The following is a 19059-nucleotide window of genomic DNA, read 5'->3' on the forward strand; positions in this document are numbered from 1 at the left end:
CAGGCAGGATCATGACCACACATTCGCGCGGCGTTTCCGCAACGATCGACCCGGTGAAACTCGACAGGCTGGCCGAAGTCGCCATCAAGGTCGGGCTGCAATTGCAGCCGGGGCAGGATCTGGTGCTGACGTCGTCGATCGCAGCGCTGCCTTTAACGCGGCGGATCGTCGAGCATGCATACAAGGCCGGCGCCGGCCTGGTGACGCCGATCTTCAACGACGACGAGATGACGCTGGCGCGCTTCCGCCATGGCGCCGATGCCGGCTTCGACCACGCCGCCGGCTGGCTCTATGAGGGCATGGCAAAGGCCTTCGCCAACAATGCGGCGCGGCTCGCCGTGCGCGGCGAGGATCCGTCGCTGCTGTCGGCGCAGGATCCGGCGAAAGTGGCGCGCGCCAACAAGGCGAACTCGATGGCCTATCGGCCGGCGCTGGAAAAAATCACCGGCTTCGACATCAACTGGAACATCGTCGCCTATCCTGATCAGGCCTGGGCTAAGCAGGTTTTCCCGGGCGATACCGACGACGTCGCCGTGGCCAAGCTCGCCGACGCCATCTTTGCCGCCTCACGGGTCGATGTCGACGACCCGATCGGCAATTGGACAGCGCATAATGCCGCGCTGCGCGGCCGCACCGCATGGCTGAACGGCCATAATTTCCACGCGCTGCATTTCACCGGACCCGGCACCGATCTGACCGTCGGTCTCGCCGACGGCCATGAATGGATGGGCGGCGCCTCGACCGCCAAGAACGGCATCACCTGCAACCCGAACATCCCGACCGAGGAGGTCTTCACCACACCGCATGCCAGGCGCGTCGAGGGCCATGTTTCGAGCACCAAGCCGCTGTCCTACCAAGGCACGTTGATCGATGAGATCTCGGTGCGTTTCGAGGAAGGCAGGATCGTCGAGGCAAAGGCTTCGAAGGGAGAGGACGTGCTGAAGAAGGTGCTCGACACCGATGAAGGCTCGCGCCGTCTCGGCGAGGTCGCGCTGGTGCCGCATTCCTCGCCGATCTCGGCGAGCGGGCTGCTGTTCTTCAACACTCTGTTCGACGAGAACGCCGCCTGCCACATCGCATTGGGACAGTGCTATTCGAAGTGCTTTGTCGACGGCGCCTCGCTCAGCCAGGACGAGATCGCGGCGCGCGGCGGCAACAAGAGCTTCATCCATATCGACTGGATGATCGGTTCGGACAAGATCGACATCGACGGCATCGGCAAGGACGGCAGCCGCGTGCCGGTCATGCGCAAGGGCGAGTGGGCGTAAGGAGCCGCCAACAGCCGTCATGGCGGTCAACCCCGGAGTTGACGATGAAACTCGACATCAAGGTCAAGCGCATCTATGAGCCGCCCTCGCCTAACGATGGGCAGCGGGTGCTCGTAGACCGCGTATGGCCGCGCGGCGTCCGCAAAGAAGACGCCGAGCTGACGCTATGGCTGAAGACCATTGCGCCAAGCGATGAATTGCGCAAATGGTTCGGCCACGAGCCGACACGCTGGATGGAATTCCAGCAGCGATATCGCGGCGAGCTCGACAGGAACGGCGACGCGGTTGGCCAGTTGCGCGCCCTGCTCGACAACGGCCGGGTGACGCTGCTCTACGGCGCCCAAGACGAGCTGCACAATAATGCGGTGGCTTTGGCTGACTATCTCAGTCTAAAGGGTTGAGGCGGCGCGCACGCTGCACCGCGTCTATTTCCCAACCACCGCCTGCTGGTAAACATCAGGCTTGAAGCCGACGAGGATGCGATCGCCGAGCTCCAGCACCGGCCGCTTGATCATCGTCGGCTTGGCCAGCATCAGCGCCTTGGCTTTGTTCTCGTCGAGGCTCAGCTTGTCCTTGTCCGACAGTTCGCGAAACGTCGTGCTCGCCTTGTTGAGCAGGATTTCCCAGCCGACCTTGCTGGACCAGCCGTCCAGCCGCTTCGCGTGGAGCCCTTCGACCCGGTAGTCGTGAAACCGGTAGGCGACGTCATGGCGTTCCAGCCAGGTGCGGGCCTTCTTGATCGTGTCGCAATTGGTGATGCCGTACATGGTGATCGTCAAGATTGTGATCCTCGGACTGGTCTGTGTTCGAATCCGGCGGCACCCTAAAACCGCGTTTGCGACTTTGCCAGCGGCCAGGCCGGCATCTTCAAATTTTTGGGCTTGCCAATACTAAGGAATTTTCCTAAGTATTTTCCCGAACCATCTTTGACCATGCGCAGTGGCGCGAGGAAGACATGACCGTCGCAACAAACTCGCAGACCGCAAGCCCCCCGCCGATCGACGGCATTTTCCGGGCGCTTGCCGATCCAACGCGTCGACGTGTTGTCGAGCGGCTGAACAGAAGCCCCGCCTCGGTCGGCGAGCTTGCCCAGCCCTTCGACATGGCCCTGCCCTCCTTCATCGAACATCTGAAGGTGCTGGAAGGTTGCGGGCTGGTGCGCTCGCAAAAGACCGGCCGCGTCAGGACCTACCGGCTTGCGCCAGAGCCGCTGAAGCTCGCCGAAAACTGGCTGGCCGAGCAGCGTGCAATGTGGGAGCGCCGCCTCGACCAGTTCGACGCCTACGTCATGACACTCAAGGAGAAAGACATATGAGCATAGTGTTCAAACCGGATCCCAGACTGGACCTCGTTCTCGAACGCGTCGTCGACGCGCCACGAGAACTGCTCTGGACCGCCTACACCAAGCCCGAGCATGTCCGCCAATGGTTCACGCCGAAGCCATGGATCGTCACCGATTGCGAGATCGATCTGAGGCCCGGCGGACTGTTCAGGACCTGCATGCAGTCGCCGGACGGCAAGCAAGTCAACGACCGCCATTGCTGCTATCTCGACATCGTCCCGAACGAGCGGCTAGTGTGGACCGATGCGTTGCTGCCCGGCTATCGGCCGTCAGGGGACCCATTCATCACAGCGGTCATATCGTTGCAGCCAGAAGGCAAGGCGACGCGCTACACCGCGACCGCCATCCACAGGGATGAAGCGACACGAAAGAACCACGAGGAGATGGGCTTTTTCGATGGCTGGGGCACCGTGGTCGACCAGCTTGCGCAATACGTCAAGACGATCTGACACGGCGTCTTCTCACACGGCGGCCACAGCGTCGTCCTGGTCGCTCAATTGCCAGCGGCCATAGAGTTGATACCGGCCGCGCCCAAGGAAACTGTGGATGAGGACGAAGTCCCGCACCGTCCAGCCGATCGGTTCGATGACCCGTTCGCCTAGCTTCGCGACACGCGTCCTGTCGCGCAGCAAGGTGACATGAGGTTCGAAGGAATTCGCCACTAAGGGCTTCAGCGGGCTATCGGAGAGCGTAGCGCCGAGGCTGCGCCAAAAGGTTTGCAAGGCTGGATTGCCGCCGCTACCGCGCAGCACCAGTGCGCCACCGCCGAAGGCCGACAGGCGATCGAGGGTAACATCGAACGATGCTGCCTGAACGAGCCCGCCGGCGCGGCAGGCGGTGTCCACAAGGGACATCGGCAATCCGTCATGGTCGCCGAGCCCAACCAGCGAGACATGCAACTGCTCCGCCGCAATGAGCTTGCCGCGCAGGCCCAACTCACGCTGCCAACCAGCCGCCTTCAGCGCCAGCGGCGTGGCAATCGTGCTGTCCAAAAGAATGGCGAAAAACAGCCGATCGTTCCGCCGCTGGTCTGGCTCGTTCCAGCGGAAGAAAGTCTGGCCGTTTTTGCCGATTCCGAATGAAGGCAGCTCGTTCATGGCTGATCCCGTCCGGTATTTTATCCGCGGGAACAAACTACAAGGGAGAATAGCAGCCGCGCTCGATGGCGAGGCGGCGCACCAGCGCCAGCACGCTGTCGATGGTGGGAGTCGGCTGGCCAGTCAGCCGGCCAAGCTCCTGGACCGCTGTCACCAGCGCGTCGATCTCCATCGGCCGGCCGCGCTCCAGGTCCTGCAGCATCGAGGTCTTGTGCTCGCCGACGTCGCCGGCGCCCTTGATGCGGCGGTCGACATTTATCGGAAAACGCACGCCGAGGCTTTCGCCGATTGCCTGCGCCTCCAGCATCATGGTGCGGGCAAGCGTGCGGGTTGCCTCGTCGGCAGCGATTGCCGCAAGCGTGCTGCCGGTCAGCGCGGAAATCGGGTTGAACGAGAGATTGCCCCAGAGCTTCACCCAGATTTCGCTGCGAATGTCGTCGCGAACCGGCACCTGCAGGCCCGCCGCAACCATTTCCTCGGCAAGCCGGGTGACTCGTTCGCTCTTCTCGCCCGACGGCTCACCAAGCGAGAAGCGTTTTCCCTCGATATGGCGGACCAGGCCGGGCGCATCCACCTCGGCAGCGGGATAGACGACTGAGCCGATGACGCGAGCCGGCCCAAGCCGATCCCAGATCACCCCGCCGGGATCCACCGCTTGCAACCGCGTGCCTTCGAGCGACCCGCCGATCTTGTGGAAGTACCACCACGGCACGCCATTCTGCATGGTAACGACGGCCGTCCCCTCGCCCAGCAGCGGCGCGATCTGGTCGAGCGCTGGTGCTAGGGAATGGGCCTTGAGCGCCAACACGACATAGTCTTGGACGCCTAGTTCCTCCGGCTGCGCAGCGGCCCTGACAGAGGCGATGGAATCATGACCGTCTTCGATCAGGCGAAGCCCGTTCGCCCTGATCGCGTCGAGATGCGCGCCGCGCGCCACGATCGAAAGATCGACCCGACCGGCCATGGCAAGTTTGGCCGCGAGATAGCCGCCGATCGCGCCGGCGCCAAAAATGGTGATCCGCATCATTATCCCAGACCGGGTTTGGCAAGACCGAGTTTGGTCGCGAGACCGATACGCTGCAGCTTGCCCGTAGCGCCCTTCGGGATTTCGTCCAGGATCAGGACAATGCGCGGCACCTTGAAGTCGGCAAGCCGCATCGCGGCAAAGCTGCGAATCTCGCCTTCGGTCGCGGCCATGCCCTCGCGCAGCACGATCGCAGCCGCGACCTCCTCGCCGAGCTTGTCGTGCGGCGTGGCGAAGGTGACGACCTGCGCCACCGCCGGATGGTCCATCAGTACGTCGTCGACCTCGAGCGGCGAGATCTTCTCGCCGCCGCGGTTGATGATCTCCTTGAGCCGGCCGGTGACGCGCAGATAGCCGTCGTCGTCGAGCACGCCCTGGTCGCCGGTATGAAACCAGCCATGCGCGAAGGCGGTGGCATTGGCGTCCGGGTTCTTCTCGTAGCCCGCGGTGACATTGGGTCCGCGAATGACGATCTCGCCGGTCTCACCCGGCTTCAGCAATTGTCCGTCCAGCGCCATTACCGCCACCGCCGGTCCGGCGGCGGCGCCGACGCTGCCCGGCTTGCGCACGCCCGGCGGCAGCCGGTTCGAGGCCATCTGGTGCGCAGCCTCCGTCATGCCGTAGGATTCAATCACCGGGCAGCCGAAGGTCGCCTCGAGCTCGGCCATCACCTGCGGCGGCAGCGATGCCGAGGACGAGCGGATGAAGCGGAGAGGCGCTGTCGCCAGCGCATCGGCATTGCGCGCCGCGCGCGGCAGGATCGCCTGATGCATGGTCGGCACGGCCGTGTACCAGCTCGGCCGCGCCTCGCTTAGCCAATGGAAGAAGCGCAGCGCGTTGAAGCCCGGCGTGCAGAACACGCTGCCGCCGGCGGCGAGCGAGGACAGCACCGCCGCGATCAGCCCATGGATGTGGAACAGTGGCATGATGTTGAGGCAGCGATCACCTGATGTCAGGCCGAGCGTCGCGCCAATGTGGGCGGCCGAGGCGGCGAGATTGGCATGGCTGAGCGGCACCAGCTTGGGGCGCGACGTGGTGCCGGAAGTGTGCAGCAACAACGCGATGTCGCCATCCTCAGCCAGGCCGGACAAAACAGACGGACCAACCGGTTTGCCCTCGATCTTAAAACTGCCGGCTGGCGCGTCACGCCGCGTGACCAGCCTCAGCACCGCTATGCCGAGACGCTCGGCAACCGCGACCGCCGGGCCGCTTTCGTCCTCGGCGACCAAGATTGCGTTGGCGCCGATGTCGGAGAGATAAAAATCGAGCTCGTCGGCCCGGTAGGCCGGGTTGAGCGGCGCCGTGGATGCCGCCGCCGCCGCAGCGACAAAGGCAGTGGCCATCTCCGGCCCGTTCGGCAGCACGATGGCTATCCGGTCGCCACGGCCGAGGCCCAGTGCATGCAGTTGCGCCGCCGTTTCGGAGATCAGGCGGCGCAGCCCGCCATGGGTCAGCGTGATCCTGTCGGGTGCCGAAATCGCCGGCGCATCATCCGCTCCGGCGGCAAGCCGTTCAATGATCGACGCTTCAGACAACGCGAACCTCTAGGCCGCCGACGCCATCGATATGACCGCGAAGAACATCACCGCGAACAACCGCCCCGACGCCCGCCGGCGTGCCGGAAAGGATGATGTCCCCCGGCATCAGCGTGAAAAGACCTGAGAGATAGCTGATCATTTCCGGAACTTTCCAAATCATCTGGTTGAGGTCGCCGGTCTGTTTTCGCTCGCCATTGACGTCCAGCCAAATCGCTCCCTGGGTTGGATGACCGATCGAGCTTGCCGGAACCAACGGCGTGCATGGCGCCGACGCCTCGAAGGCCTTGCCGACCTCCCAAGGACGGCCCATGTCCTTCGCCTTACCTTGCAGGTCGCGCCGCGTCATGTCGAGACCTACGCCATAACCGAATACGCAGTCCAGAGCCTTTTCGACCGCGATGTCCGTGCCGCCGCTTTGGAGCGCCACGACCATTTCGATCTCGTGATGGACATCGTTGGAGGCCGGAGGATATGGAAATTCTCCGCTAACATTGAGGTTATCGGGGTTCTTCTGGAAGAAGAACGGTGGCTCCTTGTTGGGGTCGTGTCCCATCTCGACGGCATGCGCGGCATAGTTCCGCCCGACGCAATAGACGCGGTGCACCGGAAACATCTTGTCGGTTCCCGCCACCGGAATGCTTGGGATTGCGGTCGGTTCGATGACGTAGCTTGAGGTCGTGCCGTGCATGTTCACTGTCTTGCTCCTGCATAGTATTCGACTTTGGCTTCGGCCCTTTCGATCAGTTCGGCGATCAGCAGGGCGAAGGCAAAAAGGATGATGGTCAAGGCCCAGAATTCGGCCATGCGGAAATTTCGCGAGAAGGTCTCGAACAGCGCGCCGTAGCCGACGATGGCGACGAGCAACTGGCCGATGACGACGCCCTTGACGCCGCGGATGAGGCCGAGGCGGATGCCGGCAAGGATTTCCGGAAGAGCCGCCCACAGGATGATCTTGGTATAGAGCGCCGGGCGCGAGGCGCCATAGGAACGCGCCATTTCGATCAGCGACGGCGAGATGTGGCGGACCCCGGCGCGGGTGTCTAGAACGATGATCCAGATCGCAAACAGGAACACCGCCGCAACGATCGTTTTCTCGCCGAAGCCGAACAGGATCATCAGCACCGGGACGATGGCCGAGAGCGGTGCGCTTGAAAAGATATTGACCCACATGCCGAGCAGGTCGTCGGCAATCTTGACGCGTCCCATCAGGACGCCCAGTGGCACGCCGATTACGATCGACAGCGCCATGCCCATGGCAAAGGCGCGAAGGGTCGTGACCGTCGCGCTCTGCCAGGACGGGGTCTGCACCAGACCGACTGCCGCAGCCAGCACGTCGCTAAACGGCGGCAGCAGAAAGACAAGGTCCAGCCGGCCGACGATTTCCCATATGACGCACCAGACGAGCAGAGATGCCATCATTGGTACACGGTAGCCAAACAAGGTCATGGCCGGTCATTCCACATATTGCTTCAGCCCCTGCCAGATCTCATCGACGGTATCGAGATAGTGCCTGTCGCGATGAATGCGCTCCGGGTCGCCGGAGCGATCGATTTCCGGTTCAATGATCTGCGAAACCCGGCCGGGTCTCGGTGACAGCAACACGATGCGGTCGGAGATGTAGACCGCCTCCTCGATCGAGTGCGTCACGAAGATGAAGGTCTTGTTTTGGTTGGTGCGCAGCCGGATCAGATCTTCCTGGAACTTCCGCCGGTTCTGCTCGTCGACCGCCGAAAACGGTTCATCGAGCAACAGGACATCGGCATCGACCGACAAGGCCCGCGCCAGGCCGACGCGCTGGCGCATGCCGCCCGACAGCTCGTGCGGATATTTGTCCTCGAAGCCGGCGAGCCCCACTTCGGCGATGTAGCGGCGGGCGATCTCCTCGCGCTCGGCCTTGTTGGTGCCGCGCAATTCCAGCCCGAAGGCCACGTTGCGCGTCACGGTCGCCCAAGGCATCAGCGCAAAGTCCTGGAACACGAAAGCGCGTTCGGGGCCTGGAGCGCTGACACGCTTGCCGTTGATCGCGACGGTCCCGCCATCGGCCCGTATCAGCCCCGCTATGATCTTCAACAGCGTCGTCTTTCCGCAGCCGCTGGGTCCGAGAAGGCTGGTCAGCTTGCCCCTGGGAAAGTCGAGATCGATGCCACGCAACGCCTCGACATTGCCGTAGGTCTTGGAGATTCCTCTCACTTCCACGATTGGATCGATCGGTGCGGGAACCGGCGACGGTCCATTTCGCAATGCGGTCGCGCCCATGTTAAGCACCTCTACTCTCGGGCCTGAAAACACGGACTTCCACCCACTGCAGAAAGACGAGCGTCAGGGTAGAAAGCGCGATGATCGAGGCAATTGTTGCGTACATCTCGGCGTAGTCTGCGCGCGAGCGGTGGAAGGTGATGAGGTCGCCGATGCCGGTCGGGGTAATCAGCAGCTCGGCGAGCACCACGCCGACGAACCCGGCAGCGACGCCGAGGCGCAAGCCGGCAAAGATCACCGGGCTGGCGTCGGGAAGAATGATCTTGGCGACGGTCTGCCAACGTGTGCCCAGGAATGATCGGCACATGACGAGCAGCGACTCGTTGACGTTGCGCACCGCCTTGTAAGTGTTGAGAACGATGACCGGCAGCGCCAGGATCATGACGGCGAGCGTCTTGGCGGTCATGCCGATCCCGTAGACGAAGGTGACCATTGGAATGAAGGCGGCGACGGGTGCAGCCTGAAGCACGATGAACACGGGGATTAGCAGCCATTCGCCGGTGCGCCATAGACCACAGATCGTGCCGAGACCGACACCCAGGAACGCCGACAAGACAACGCCGAGCACCAGCGGCTGCAGCGTCGAGAGGTAGGCAGTTGCCAGGCTGCCATCGGCGAGCAATCCGAAAAACGCGACGATCGTGTCGGAAAAGGTCGGGAAGGCGAAGCTGACGGGAATGCGGCCGGCCACCTCCCAAATTCCCGCGAACAGGGCGATCGACACGAGCCTGAGCAGGATCGGCTGGTCCCACGATGCGCCCGTTGCACTGCGATTGGAAAGGGGAGCGAGGCCGGCAGCCTCGCCGTCGGTTCTGATGCTTACGGCCATCCGGCAGGCCGCCTATTTCTTGCCGAGCTTGGCGACAGCGCGGTCGAGTGCCGAGACATCCCAGAAGTCCTCGACCTTGAGGCTCGCGGGATCGCCTTCGATCTGGCCGGCAAGGCTGAAGAAGGCGAAGTCGTCTGCGGCCGCATCCGCTCCGCCGCCATTCAGCGCAAGGCTGCCGGCTTCCGCGGTTTCCTTGTAGTATTCGGTGATTTCGCTATCCGCTTCCGCGCCGAGATCCGGCAGCAATTTGTACTTGTTGCGGAGCTCGACCGCCACCGCCGGGTTCGCGGTTATCTCGCGCGCGGTCTTCATCAATTCCTCGACCAGGATGTCGACGTCGGCGGCGTTGTTCTTCAGATAGTCTGCGGTCGCGAAAAGCGCTTCGTCCGAGGCGCCGAGATCCTCGACCGGCAAGACGATGAACTTTCCGGGGGCTTCGGCCTCGAGCGCGCGCCTGTTGGCGGCGTCGACGATCGACGCCTTGATGGTTCCCTGGAGCAGCGCATTGCGGCGAACCTCGGAGCCCGGGACATAGCTGATGTTGCCGAGCTTGATGCCGTGATTTTTCGCCATCAGGAGCATGACGGCCTCGGTACCAGAGCCGCGCGCCTGAACGGCGACTTCCTGCCCGTCGAGATCCTTCCATTCCTTGTAGAATTCGCTGTTGACGACGGGAAAGAAGCGCAGCGTCGATATCTGCGCAAAGATGCGAATCGGCACGCCCACCTTCTGGATCAGAGTATAGGGCGCGCCGATGCCGACATCGGCCTGGCCGCCGACAATGGCCTGGGCAGCCAGATCCTCGTCATTGAGAACGATGAGCTCGACATTCACGCCGCGTTCCTTGGCGCGCTCTATCGCCGCGAGTGTCTGGATGGATTCTATACCGGGAAGGTCGCCGAATGCGATGCGCATGTCGCCCGCATTTGCGGCCGACAGGGGCAGTGCCCATGCCAGGGCCGCGGCAAAAGCGGTGGCAAGGATGGTACGTCTGGTCATGCTGGCCATTGTCATTCCTCCCGTTTCCTGTAACCATTACCTTAATTGGTTAAGGCCACAGACCGGATTGGTCAAGGAGAAACTGCGGCGTGTCGGACACGTTCGCCCAGAAAACTCGGCAGTTGACGGTTTGCGCTAATCGTTTTAACACCAACAAAGGGAAATCTTATGCGAATTGGTTAAATTGATGGACGATCCCGGAAATGGCGGCCACGCCGCTCTGGTTCAGCTTCAGGCCTATCTTGCCCAGATGGACCATGCCGGCGAGACTCGGCTGCCTGCCGAGCGGGAACTGTCCGAGAGCCTCGGCGTATCGCGCGGCGATCTGCGCAAGGCGCTGGCGGTGCTCGAGAAAGACGGCCGCATCTGGCGTCACGTCGGCAGGGGCACCTTCGTCGGCAGTGGACCGGTCGAGGAGACGATTGGGATTTCGGAAATCGCCGGGCGCACGAATCCGGCCGACGTGATGCGCGCGCGTCTCATCATTGAGCCCGAGATTGCGCGCGAAGCGGCGCTGCACGCCACGCTTTCGGATATCGCCTCGATGCGGCAATCGCTGGTGCAGACGCGGGAAGCCGTCACATGGCGGCAATATGAGAACATCGACAATCTGCTCCACCGGCAGATTGCGCAGGCGAGCCGCAACAATGTGCTGCTCGGCCTGTTCGACGTCCTGAACGCGGTGCGCCGAACCGTGGTCTGGGGACGTCTTCGTTCAGATGGCGCCCGTCCTCCGGCGGACCATCACAGCTTTGCCGACCATGAACGGATCGTCGAGGCGATCGCCGAACGCGACCTTGGCGGCGCGGCCGCGGCGATGCGCTTGCATCTCCAACAGGTCGAGCGGCGCCTGATCCCTGTCCGCGAAGCCGCCGAATAGTTTGGATTGGCCACGCTACAGCGCCGCGCGTCCTTCTTAAACGCGCGGCGCTGTTCGGGTCATGCGCTAGAGCAATTCCAGGAAAAGTGTGAAGCGGTTTTCCGTCCGGAATTGCGCAAAAACAAAGAGATAGAGCGGTTCGGCGTTTCCGTGAAACGATGAACCGCTCTAGGCGCCGTAGCCGATGATGCCCTTGATCTCGAGGAAATCATGGATCGCCCAGTCGGCATATTCGCGGCCGTTGCCGGATTGCTTGTAGCCGCCGAAGGGCGCGAACGTATCCCACTCCGGATAGTTGATCGAGACCTGTCCGGCGCGCAGGCGGCCGGCGACTTTTCGCGCGTGATCGATATCCCCGGACTGCACATAGGCGGCGAGGCCATAAACAGTGTCGTTGGCGATCTTCACCGCGTCGTCGTCGTCATCATAGGAGATGACCGAAAGCACCGGCCCAAAAATCTCCTCCTTCTCGATGGTCATGCCCGGCGTGACGTGACCGAAGACGGTCGGCCTGACATAGTAGCCGCGGTTGAGGTGCTCCGGCCGACCGGGACCGCCGGTGACCAGCGTAGCACCCTCGGCGATGCCGGCCTCGATCAGCCGCTGGATCTTGTCGAACTGGATGTTGCTGACCACCGGACCGAGCTTGGTCTCTTCCGAGCGCGGATCACCGACCTTGTGCGCTTCGGCCGCTTTCTTGGCGATCGTCAGCGCCTCGTCGTGGCGGGCCGCCGGCACCAGCATGCGCGTCGGCGCGTCGCACGACTGGCCGCTATTGCCGAAACAGGCGTTGACGCCGTGGCGCACGGCCGCCTCGAAGTCGGCGTCGGGAAGCACGATGTTGGCCGATTTGCCGCCGAGCTCCTGCGCCACGCGCTTGACGGTCTCGGCCGCCGTCTTGGCGACGATGATGCCGGCCCGGGTCGAGCCAGTGAAGGAAACCATGTCGACATCGGGATGGCCGGCCATGACCTGCCCGACGTCGGGACCGGTGCCGTTGACCATGTTGTAGACCCCCTTCGGCGTGCCTGCCGCCTCCATCACTTCCGAAAAGATGACGCCGCTGATCGGCGCGATCTCGGAAGGCTTCAGCACGACCGTGCAGCCGGCGGCGATCGCCGGCGCCACCTTGCAGACGATCTGGTTGAGCGGCCAGTTCCATGGCGTGATCAGCGCGCAGACGCCGACCGGTTCCTTGACCACCATGGTGCCGCCGCGCTTCTCGCTGAATTCGTAATCCTCCAGCGCTTTGATGGTGGATTCCATATGCGCCCTGCCTGCCCAGGCCTGCGCCTCGCGCGCCCAGGTGATCGGCGCGCCCATCTCCTGGGAGACAGCTTGCGCGATATCCTCGTAGCGCTCGTTGTAGACCTCGAGGATGCGCTTCAGCAGCTTCAGACGCTCGGCCTTGCTGGTTTGGGAAAAGGCCGGAAAGGCCGCCTTGGCCGCTGCCACGGCGCGATCCACATCGGCCTTCGAGCCGACGGAGATTTTCGTGTAGGCCTCTTCAGTGGACGGGTCGATCACATCCAGCGTTGCCGGCACCACGGGCGCGACCCATTTTCCGTCGATAAAGAAGTTCAGATGATTGCTCATCGGGTAATGCTCCGGTTTTCTGGAAAAGATAGGGAACAGATTAGCTGGGTAGCATAGGGCAGTTAGCGCCACGGCGCAGGCTGATATGCGCCACGTCGCCGACGCTGAATTGAAAACCTTCCGCCCGGCGTGGCGCGTCGATCACCACCGGTATCCCCTGCCCCAATTCGGCGTGCAGGCGCAAGGTGCGGCCGTGAAAGACAATGCTGCTCACCCGCGCCGGCGCGGTGCCGGTCGCCGCTTCGGTTGCTGCCAAAAGATCCTCCGGACGCACGCCGATGGTTCGCAACGCGCCTTCACCCGGTGCTTCGCCGGTTTCCGACGTGGCTTCCAGCGGCAAGGCGCCGGCGTTGAAATGCAACCGATCGCCGTCACGGCCGACAAAGCGCGACTGCAGCAGGTTCATCGTGCCGATGAAACTGGCGACGAATTTGGTGGCGGGCCGGTCGTAGAGCGCTGCCGGCGGTGCGATCTGCTCGATACGGCCCTTGTTCATGACGACGATGCGGTCGGAGATCGACAGCGCCTCGGTCTGGTCGTGGGTGACCATGACGAAAGTGGTGCCAAGCCGCGACTGCAGCCGCTTCAGCTCGACCTGCATCTGTTCGCGCAGATGCGCGTCGAGCGCCGATAGCGGCTCGTCGAGCAACAGCACACGCGGTTCGCAGACGATGGCACGGGCAAGCGCGACGCGCTGGCGCTGGCCGCCCGACAATTCGGACACGCGGGCGCCGAGCTTTTCGGCAAGGCCAACCATGTCGAGCGCTTCGCCGACGCGCTTTGCCTGTTCTGCCCCGGAAAGCTTGCGCAGCGACAGGCCGAAGCCGACATTTTCGGCGACGTCCATGTGCGGAAACAGCGCATAGTCCTGGAACACGGTGTTGACCGGCCGGTCAAACGGCCTGAGTGCCGTGATGTCACGGCCTTCGAGCAGCACCCGCCCGCTTGACGGGCTTTCGAAACCAGCGATCACCCGCAGGCTGGTGGTCTTGCCGCAGCCGGAGGGTCCGAGCAACGTCAGGAACTCGCCGCGGGCAATGTCGAGATCGATGGTGTCGAGACCGACGATGCCGCCGGGGAACATCTTCGACACCGCATCCAGCCGGACGAGAGGATCAGGCGCCATCGCGAACCTCGGACGGCTTGGTCGTGTTGACCCAGAGGATCTGGCAGCACTCGACGCCCGGATTGCGGAAGGCATGCAGCAAGGTGCTCTTGAAGGCGAAGCTGTCGCCGGCCTTCAGCCCATAGGTGGTGGAATCGACCACAAGCTCGACCTCGCCCGACATGACGAACCCGAATTCGTGGCCGGCGTGCGCATAGGCCTCGGCGGTGCCGCCGCCGGCTTCCACCGTCACCAGCATGCCGGTGAGCGTAGCGGCCGGCGGCGACAGCAGCGCCTTGGCAATGCCTTCCGATTTCACCGGGATTTGCCGACGGCTGTTGGCGCGCACGCAATAGAGGTCGTTGCCGGCATCGTTGCCGTCGGCGATCAGCGCCGACGGCTCGATGTCGAGCGCGGCGGCAAGCGGCCAGATCACCTTGACGCGAAGCGAGGACAGGCCGCGCTCGATCTGGCTGAGCGCACCGATCGAAACGCCGGCCTTGGCGGCAAGCTCGGCCAGCGAAAGATTGCGTCCCAGCCTGAGCGCCCGCACGCGCCGGCCGACCCGCACATCGGCGTCGTCCTTCGGCTTTTCAGCGGTTTCGTTTCGTATGTCCATCTGTTTCCCGACCTCGTTTTCGGTATCCTGAAGCGGTGCTTCGCGGTTCTCCCTTCCCCCTTGTGGGAGAAGGTGGATCGGCGCGCAGCGCCGAGACGGTTGAGGGGTGCTGGCCGGAGTGCGGTTGGTGCCAAGCTGGAGCACCCCTCATCCGACCGAGCTCCGCTCGGCCACCTTCTCCCACAAGGGGAGAAGGGAAGGCGAGACTCAGCCGCCTGCCTTGACCTTCTCAAACATCTTGGCGAGTTCGTCATTCTGTTTCATCGGCCCGGTGAAGACGGTGGTCTTCAGCATCACTTCCGGATCGGACGGCAGCTGCAGTTTCTCCAGTTCTTCCTTCGGCACCGCAGCGAAGGCCGAGCTGGTCGAACTGCCGTAGCCATAAGCCTGGATCAGGTATTTTCCCGAATCCGTCTCCAGCCGGCTGTTGATGAAGTCATAGGCGAGATCGACGTTCTTGGCATCCTTGAGCATGACGAAGCCGCACGACCAGGTCAGCATTCCTTCCTTCGGCTTCATGAACTCGACCGGAACGCCCTGCTTCTTAAGCGAGGTGGCTGACGCATTCCAGGTCATGGCGGCGACCAGCTGGCCGCTGGCCAGTGCCTGTTCGACCGAGGTCATGTCGGTGGTGTAGTTCGAGAGCAGCGGGCGCTGCTCGCGCAGCTTTTCAGCCACCTTGTCCATCTGTTCCGGCGTCATGTCGAATGGATTGACGCCGGCGAGAAGGGCCGCCACCACGGGCGTGTCGTGGACGGCGTCGATCGTCGCCATGCGCCCGGCATATTGCTTGTCCCACAGCAAGTTCCAGCTCGGTTCCGGGTTCTTCACGAGATCGGTGCGGTAGAGGATCGAGGTGTTGCCCCAATCCCACGGCACCATCCAGACCTTGCCGTCGCCGGCCTGCAGGTCGGGCAGGTTCCTGAAGACCGGAAAAATCGAATCCCAGTTCTTGATGCGCTTGGTGTCGATCGGCTGCAGCAGGCCTTCCTTGTTCCAGCGCGCCACCTTGTCGTAGCAGGGATGCGCGACATCAGGGCGGAAACCGGCCTTGACCTTGGTGAAGGCATCATCGTCGTCGCCGAACATCGAGGCTTCTACGCCATCGGGGTGTGCGACGAGGAAGCTCTTGTTGAAGTCGGGCAGTTCGTAGCCCGACCAGGTGAAATATTGCAGCTTGTCGGCCGCAAACGCGACGGTCGACGAAAGCGCCAGCGCGAAGGCGGCCAATCCGGCTTGGACTGTCTTGCGATTTATCGATTTCAGGTCGAATGCCATTGCAGTTCTCCTCTTTCGGTTTCTTCTGGTTTGGACAGGTCGGCGGGCACCGGCCGCTGAGCGGCGGCGAGCCCACGATGGCGCAGGATTTCGGCCATTGCCGCGATGACGAAGGACAGGGCCAGGATTGCCGTGCCCAGCGCCATGACGGTCGGCAGCGACTTCGGGAATCGCAGCTGGCTCCAGATATAAAGCGGCAGCGTCGGCTCGGTGCCGGCCAGGAAGAAGGCGACGATGAACTCGTCGAAGGAGGTCAGGAAGGCCAACATGAACGCCGACACAATGGCGGGCAGGCTGAGCGGCAGCATGACCCGCCTGAATGTCGTCCAGTCGGAAGCGCCGAGATCGAGCGCGGCCTCGCGGATCGTCTTCGGGATAGCGGCGAAGCGGCTTTTCATGATCACCACCGTCGTCGGCAGCGCCACCAAAATGTGGCCGAGGACGATGGCGATGCGCGACGGACCGAAGCCGATGAGATTGACCAGGATCAGCAGCGAGATACCGATGATGACGCCGGGGATCAGGATCGGCAGCCGCGCGATGGCGCTGATCGTGAGGGCAAGCGGCGAGCGGCCGTAGAGGTCCATATAGGACACGGTGATGCCGCAAAGCGTCGCGCCGGTGGCGGCAATCGCGCCGATGACGAGGCTGTTGGCAAGAGCGCCGGACAACGCCGAATTGCCGAACAGCGTCGCGTACCATTCAAACGTGAGGCCTTGCAGCGGAAACGCCGCCTGGATCGAATCGTTGAAGGAGAAAAGCGGGATCAGCGATACCGGCAAATAGAGGAATGCCAGATAGACAAGCACGTAGGCGCCGAGCCAGCTCCCACCTTTCTTTGCGTCTATGCGCGCCGCGCTCATGTCCGGCTGCCAAACCTGCGGTCGGCGAAACGCACGACCAGCACCACGGCGAGGATGACCAGCATGACGGCGACGGCGAGCGCTGCGCCGAATGGCCAGTCATTGGCCTTGCCGAACTGGGCCTGGATCAGCGTGCCGATCATGGTGCTGGCAGGGCCGCCGACCAGCGCCGGGGTCACATAGTCGCCAACCGTCGGCACGAAGACGACGAGGGCCGCCGCCAGCACCCCAGGCATCGAGTTCGGCAGCACGACGCGGCGGAAGCTGGTGAACGGTCTGGCGCCGAGATCGGAAGCGGCTTCGAGCAGCGATTTCGGGATGGTGTCCAGCGCCACATAGATGGGCAGGATGGCGAATGGCGCGTAGGCGTGAGCCAGCGTGACGACGACGGCCGCCGGCGTGTTGAGAAACGCCAATGTCGGCTCGGACCAGATACCGCTTTCGATCAGCGCCGAGTTCAGCACGCCATTGTAGGCGAGCACGATCTTCCAGGCGAAGACGCGCAGGAGATAGCTGGTCCAGAACGGCAACGTCACCAGAAACAACAGCAGGCCGCGCCGTCGGCCGGCGTGGAAAGCAAGATAGTAGGCGACCGGATAGGCGGTGACGACCGTTGCCAGCGTCACCAGACCGGCGATGGTCAGCGAGCGCAGCGTCACCGTCCAGTACAGCGGGTCGGACACCACCGTGATGAAATTCGCAAGGGTGAACCCGGCGCCCAGCAGCGAACCATCATTGCCGCGAAAGGCGAGGAAGAGCACGAGGCCGAGGGCAAACAGGATCAGGAAGAAGGTGACCAGTCCGCCCGGCAGCAGCATGGCCAAGCGGAAACCCGAAGAAAACCGGGATTCCGGCGGCGGCTGCGTCGCAACGATGGTCGACATCGTCTTACCCTATCGGGATTTTGAAATCGCCTAAGATTTTTTCATAATCATGAAACCGTCAAGCTGATTCCTGCGCCGGCATGAAATCAGCGCTCGAATGCATCCAGCATACGATACCAGGCGATCGTCGCGGCAACGCCGATCTGCCGAAAGGCGTGCAACGGGATCGGCCGGATCGGAGAGACCGGAAACGGCAATTGCCTGGCATCACCGCTCGCCAGATAGCCAGCAATGCGCTCGCCAAGCGCGGTCATCAGGCCGACGCCACGGCCCTGGCAACCGACCACGGCCATCAGGCCCTGCTCGGGCTCGTGGATATGCGGGAGATGATCCGGCGTCATCGCCACCCGACCAAACCAGCGCTTTTCGACGGCAACGCCGGACAGCGCCGGATAGAGCCGGAGCAGCGCGCGCTCGAGATGCGCCCAGTCACCTTCGCTGGTCGGCAGCGCCATCCGGCCGCGCCCGCCAAGCACCAGCCGCCCGTCGGCGCTCTTGCGGTAATAAACGAGGATGCGGCGCGAATCCGACACCGCTTGCCCCTCCGGCAGAATCCCGGCTGCCACATCGGGCGGCAGCGGCGCTGTCGCGATCTGGAAGGAGTGCAGCGGAACGATTGTCTCGGCGAGACCGGGCAGCAAATCCCCGGTATAGGCGTTCGTCGCCAGAATGACCGCTTTGGCCCGCAATTCGGCGCCGCCTTCCGTCGAGATGCGCCACAGGCCGGCGTTCTTGTCGAGCCGTATCACCTTCTGGCGCTCGGCAATCTTCACGCCCGCGGCCGAGGCGATCCGTGCCAGCTCCGACGTGTAGGCAAGCGGATCGATCACGCCGGCGCGGCGGTCGAGCCAGCCGCCGAGATAGCCCCGCGCGCCAGTCAACGCGGCGATCTCGGTCTGGCTCAGAAGCCGGACATCGGCGCCGCGGGCCTGCCACTGGCGGTCCCTGTTCGCTGCCGCCTTCAGCGCCGTCTCGGTGTGCGCTGCCTGGATCCAGCCGTTGCGAACGAACGGCACCGCCAGTTTCTCGTCGCGGATCAATTCGAAGACGGCGTCCGCCGTCGAGGCGGCAAAATTGACGAGGATCTCGCCGCGGTCGGGGCCAAAATGCTCCAGCAGCCATTCCGGATCATATTTAAGGCCGGGGATCACCTGGCCGCCATTCAGGCCCGATGCGCCCTGGCCGATCTCGCCGGCTTCCAGCACCTGCACGGCAAGCCCGAGCCGGGCTGCATGCAAGGCGGTCGACAGACCGAGGATCCCGCCACCGACGATAACGACATCGACACGTTGCCCGCCGGGAAAAAGCGACTGGAACGCAGGGGCCGCCGGCGGCTTCTGCCAGATCGGATCGGAAAACGGTACGGGCAAAGGTCACCTGAAATGGGTTTCGTCAAATGAAAATCCTAGTGACGATTTCATGATTTTGAAAGAGCGTCTTGATCTCGGCATCAGCGGATTGAAATGGATGACGTCCGGCGA

Annotated in this window: 21 protein-coding genes; 5 read left to right on the forward strand and 16 right to left on the reverse strand. The window is 63.2% G+C overall.

The window, feature by feature from the left end:
• Nucleotides 1-11: 11 nt before the first annotated feature.
• Nucleotides 12-1268, forward strand: coding sequence for an aminopeptidase (locus tag EN885_RS27725; RefSeq protein WP_128243393.1), 1257 nt, complete (start codon nt 12-14; stop codon nt 1266-1268).
• A 44-nt stretch (nt 1269-1312) separates the two neighbouring features.
• On the forward strand, nt 1313-1669 hold the full coding sequence (locus EN885_RS27730; RefSeq protein WP_128243392.1) for a DUF488 domain-containing protein: 357 nt from the start codon (nt 1313-1315) through the stop codon (nt 1667-1669).
• A 24-nt stretch (nt 1670-1693) separates the two neighbouring features.
• Here the strand turns inward: EN885_RS27730 and EN885_RS27735 are convergent, their stop codons facing one another.
• Nucleotides 1694-2047, reverse strand: coding sequence for an ArsC family reductase (locus EN885_RS27735; protein WP_128243391.1), 354 nt, complete (start codon nt 2045-2047; stop codon nt 1694-1696).
• A 176-nt stretch (nt 2048-2223) separates the two neighbouring features.
• On the opposite strand from EN885_RS27735, the gene EN885_RS27740 reads away from it, so the two are divergent.
• Both EN885_RS27740 and EN885_RS27745 read left to right on the forward strand, forming a co-directional pair.
• On the forward strand, nt 2224-2583 hold the full coding sequence (locus tag EN885_RS27740) for a metalloregulator ArsR/SmtB family transcription factor (RefSeq protein ID WP_128243390.1): 360 nt from the start codon (nt 2224-2226) through the stop codon (nt 2581-2583).
• Nucleotides 2580-3059, forward strand: a complete 480-nt coding sequence (locus EN885_RS27745) for an SRPBCC family protein (RefSeq protein WP_128243389.1) — start codon at nt 2580-2582, stop codon at nt 3057-3059. Before EN885_RS27740 ends, EN885_RS27745 begins: the two co-directional genes overlap by 4 nt.
• Nucleotides 3060-3071: 12 nt before the next feature.
• Here EN885_RS27745 and EN885_RS27750 read toward each other — a convergent pair whose 3' ends face one another.
• From EN885_RS27750 to EN885_RS27785, 8 genes are read right to left on the reverse strand one after another with little or no spacing between them, the layout of a single operon-like run.
• Nucleotides 3072-3707, reverse strand: coding sequence for a 2'-5' RNA ligase family protein (locus EN885_RS27750; protein ID WP_128243388.1), 636 nt, complete (start codon nt 3705-3707; stop codon nt 3072-3074).
• A 37-nt stretch (nt 3708-3744) separates the two neighbouring features.
• A complete protein-coding gene (locus tag EN885_RS27755; RefSeq protein WP_128243427.1) occupies nt 3745-4731 on the reverse strand; it encodes a 2-dehydropantoate 2-reductase in 987 nt (328 codons plus the stop codon).
• 2 nt (nt 4732-4733) lie between these two features.
• Nucleotides 4734-6266: an acyl--CoA ligase gene (locus EN885_RS27760; RefSeq protein ID WP_128243387.1), complete on the reverse strand. Its 1533-nt coding sequence runs from the start codon at nt 6264-6266 to the stop codon at nt 4734-4736.
• Entirely contained in the window at nt 6259-6957 is a 699-nt protein-coding gene (locus tag EN885_RS27765; protein WP_128243426.1) for a fumarylacetoacetate hydrolase family protein, read from the reverse strand. The genes EN885_RS27760 and EN885_RS27765 overlap by 8 nt, the downstream gene beginning before the upstream one ends.
• Nucleotides 6958-6959: 2 nt before the next feature.
• Nucleotides 6960-7715, reverse strand: coding sequence for an ABC transporter permease subunit (locus EN885_RS27770; protein ID WP_128243386.1), 756 nt, complete (start codon nt 7713-7715; stop codon nt 6960-6962).
• A 6-nt stretch (nt 7716-7721) separates the two neighbouring features.
• Nucleotides 7722-8525, reverse strand: a complete 804-nt coding sequence (locus EN885_RS27775; RefSeq protein WP_128243385.1) for an ABC transporter ATP-binding protein — start codon at nt 8523-8525, stop codon at nt 7722-7724.
• Between the two features lies 1 nt (nt 8526).
• Nucleotides 8527-9354, reverse strand: coding sequence for an ABC transporter permease (locus EN885_RS27780; RefSeq protein ID WP_128243384.1), 828 nt, complete (start codon nt 9352-9354; stop codon nt 8527-8529).
• A 12-nt stretch (nt 9355-9366) separates the two neighbouring features.
• The gene (locus EN885_RS27785; RefSeq protein ID WP_126103316.1) at nt 9367-10362 is read right to left on the reverse strand and encodes an ABC transporter substrate-binding protein; all 996 of its coding nucleotides are present in this window, start codon (nt 10360-10362) and stop codon (nt 9367-9369) included.
• Nucleotides 10363-10540: 178 nt separating this feature from the next.
• On the opposite strand from EN885_RS27785, the gene EN885_RS27790 reads away from it, so the two are divergent.
• Nucleotides 10541-11233 carry an FCD domain-containing protein gene (locus EN885_RS27790; protein ID WP_126103317.1) on the forward strand — a complete coding sequence of 231 codons (693 nt, stop codon included), beginning with the start codon at nt 10541-10543 and terminating at the stop codon, nt 11231-11233.
• Nucleotides 11234-11401: 168 nt separating this feature from the next.
• Here the strand turns inward: EN885_RS27790 and EN885_RS27795 are convergent, their stop codons facing one another.
• The 7 genes from EN885_RS27795 to EN885_RS27825 all read right to left on the reverse strand — a co-directional run bounded on the left by EN885_RS27795 (nt 11402) and on the right by EN885_RS27825 (nt 18948).
• Nucleotides 11402-12829: an aldehyde dehydrogenase family protein gene (locus EN885_RS27795; protein WP_128243383.1), complete on the reverse strand. Its 1428-nt coding sequence runs from the start codon at nt 12827-12829 to the stop codon at nt 11402-11404.
• A gap of 40 nt (nt 12830-12869) precedes the next feature.
• Nucleotides 12870-13955 carry an ABC transporter ATP-binding protein gene (locus tag EN885_RS27800; RefSeq protein WP_128243382.1) on the reverse strand — a complete coding sequence of 362 codons (1086 nt, stop codon included), beginning with the start codon at nt 13953-13955 and terminating at the stop codon, nt 12870-12872.
• Nucleotides 13945-14553: a cupin domain-containing protein gene (locus EN885_RS27805; RefSeq protein ID WP_128243381.1), complete on the reverse strand. Its 609-nt coding sequence runs from the start codon at nt 14551-14553 to the stop codon at nt 13945-13947. Before EN885_RS27805 ends, EN885_RS27800 begins: the two co-directional genes overlap by 11 nt.
• A 207-nt stretch (nt 14554-14760) precedes the next feature.
• A complete protein-coding gene (locus tag EN885_RS27810) occupies nt 14761-15831 on the reverse strand; it encodes an ABC transporter substrate-binding protein (RefSeq protein ID WP_126103321.1) in 1071 nt (356 codons plus the stop codon).
• Nucleotides 15816-16694 (reverse strand): ABC transporter permease, encoded by an 879-nt coding sequence (locus tag EN885_RS27815; protein WP_128243380.1) that lies wholly within the window; start codon nt 16692-16694, stop codon nt 15816-15818. The genes EN885_RS27810 and EN885_RS27815 overlap by 16 nt, the downstream gene beginning before the upstream one ends.
• Entirely contained in the window at nt 16691-17578 is an 888-nt protein-coding gene (locus EN885_RS27820) for an ABC transporter permease (protein WP_128243379.1), read from the reverse strand. Before EN885_RS27820 ends, EN885_RS27815 begins: the two co-directional genes overlap by 4 nt.
• Before the next feature lie 86 nt (nt 17579-17664).
• Entirely contained in the window at nt 17665-18948 is a 1284-nt protein-coding gene (locus EN885_RS27825) for an FAD-dependent oxidoreductase (protein ID WP_128243378.1), read from the reverse strand.
• Nucleotides 18949-19059 lie beyond the last annotated feature (111 nt).

Origin of the sequence: Mesorhizobium sp. M6A.T.Cr.TU.014.01.1.1 (assembly GCF_004022765.1) — a bacterium.
In the GTDB taxonomy this organism is placed as follows: Bacteria; Pseudomonadota; Alphaproteobacteria; order Rhizobiales; family Rhizobiaceae; genus Mesorhizobium; species Mesorhizobium mediterraneum.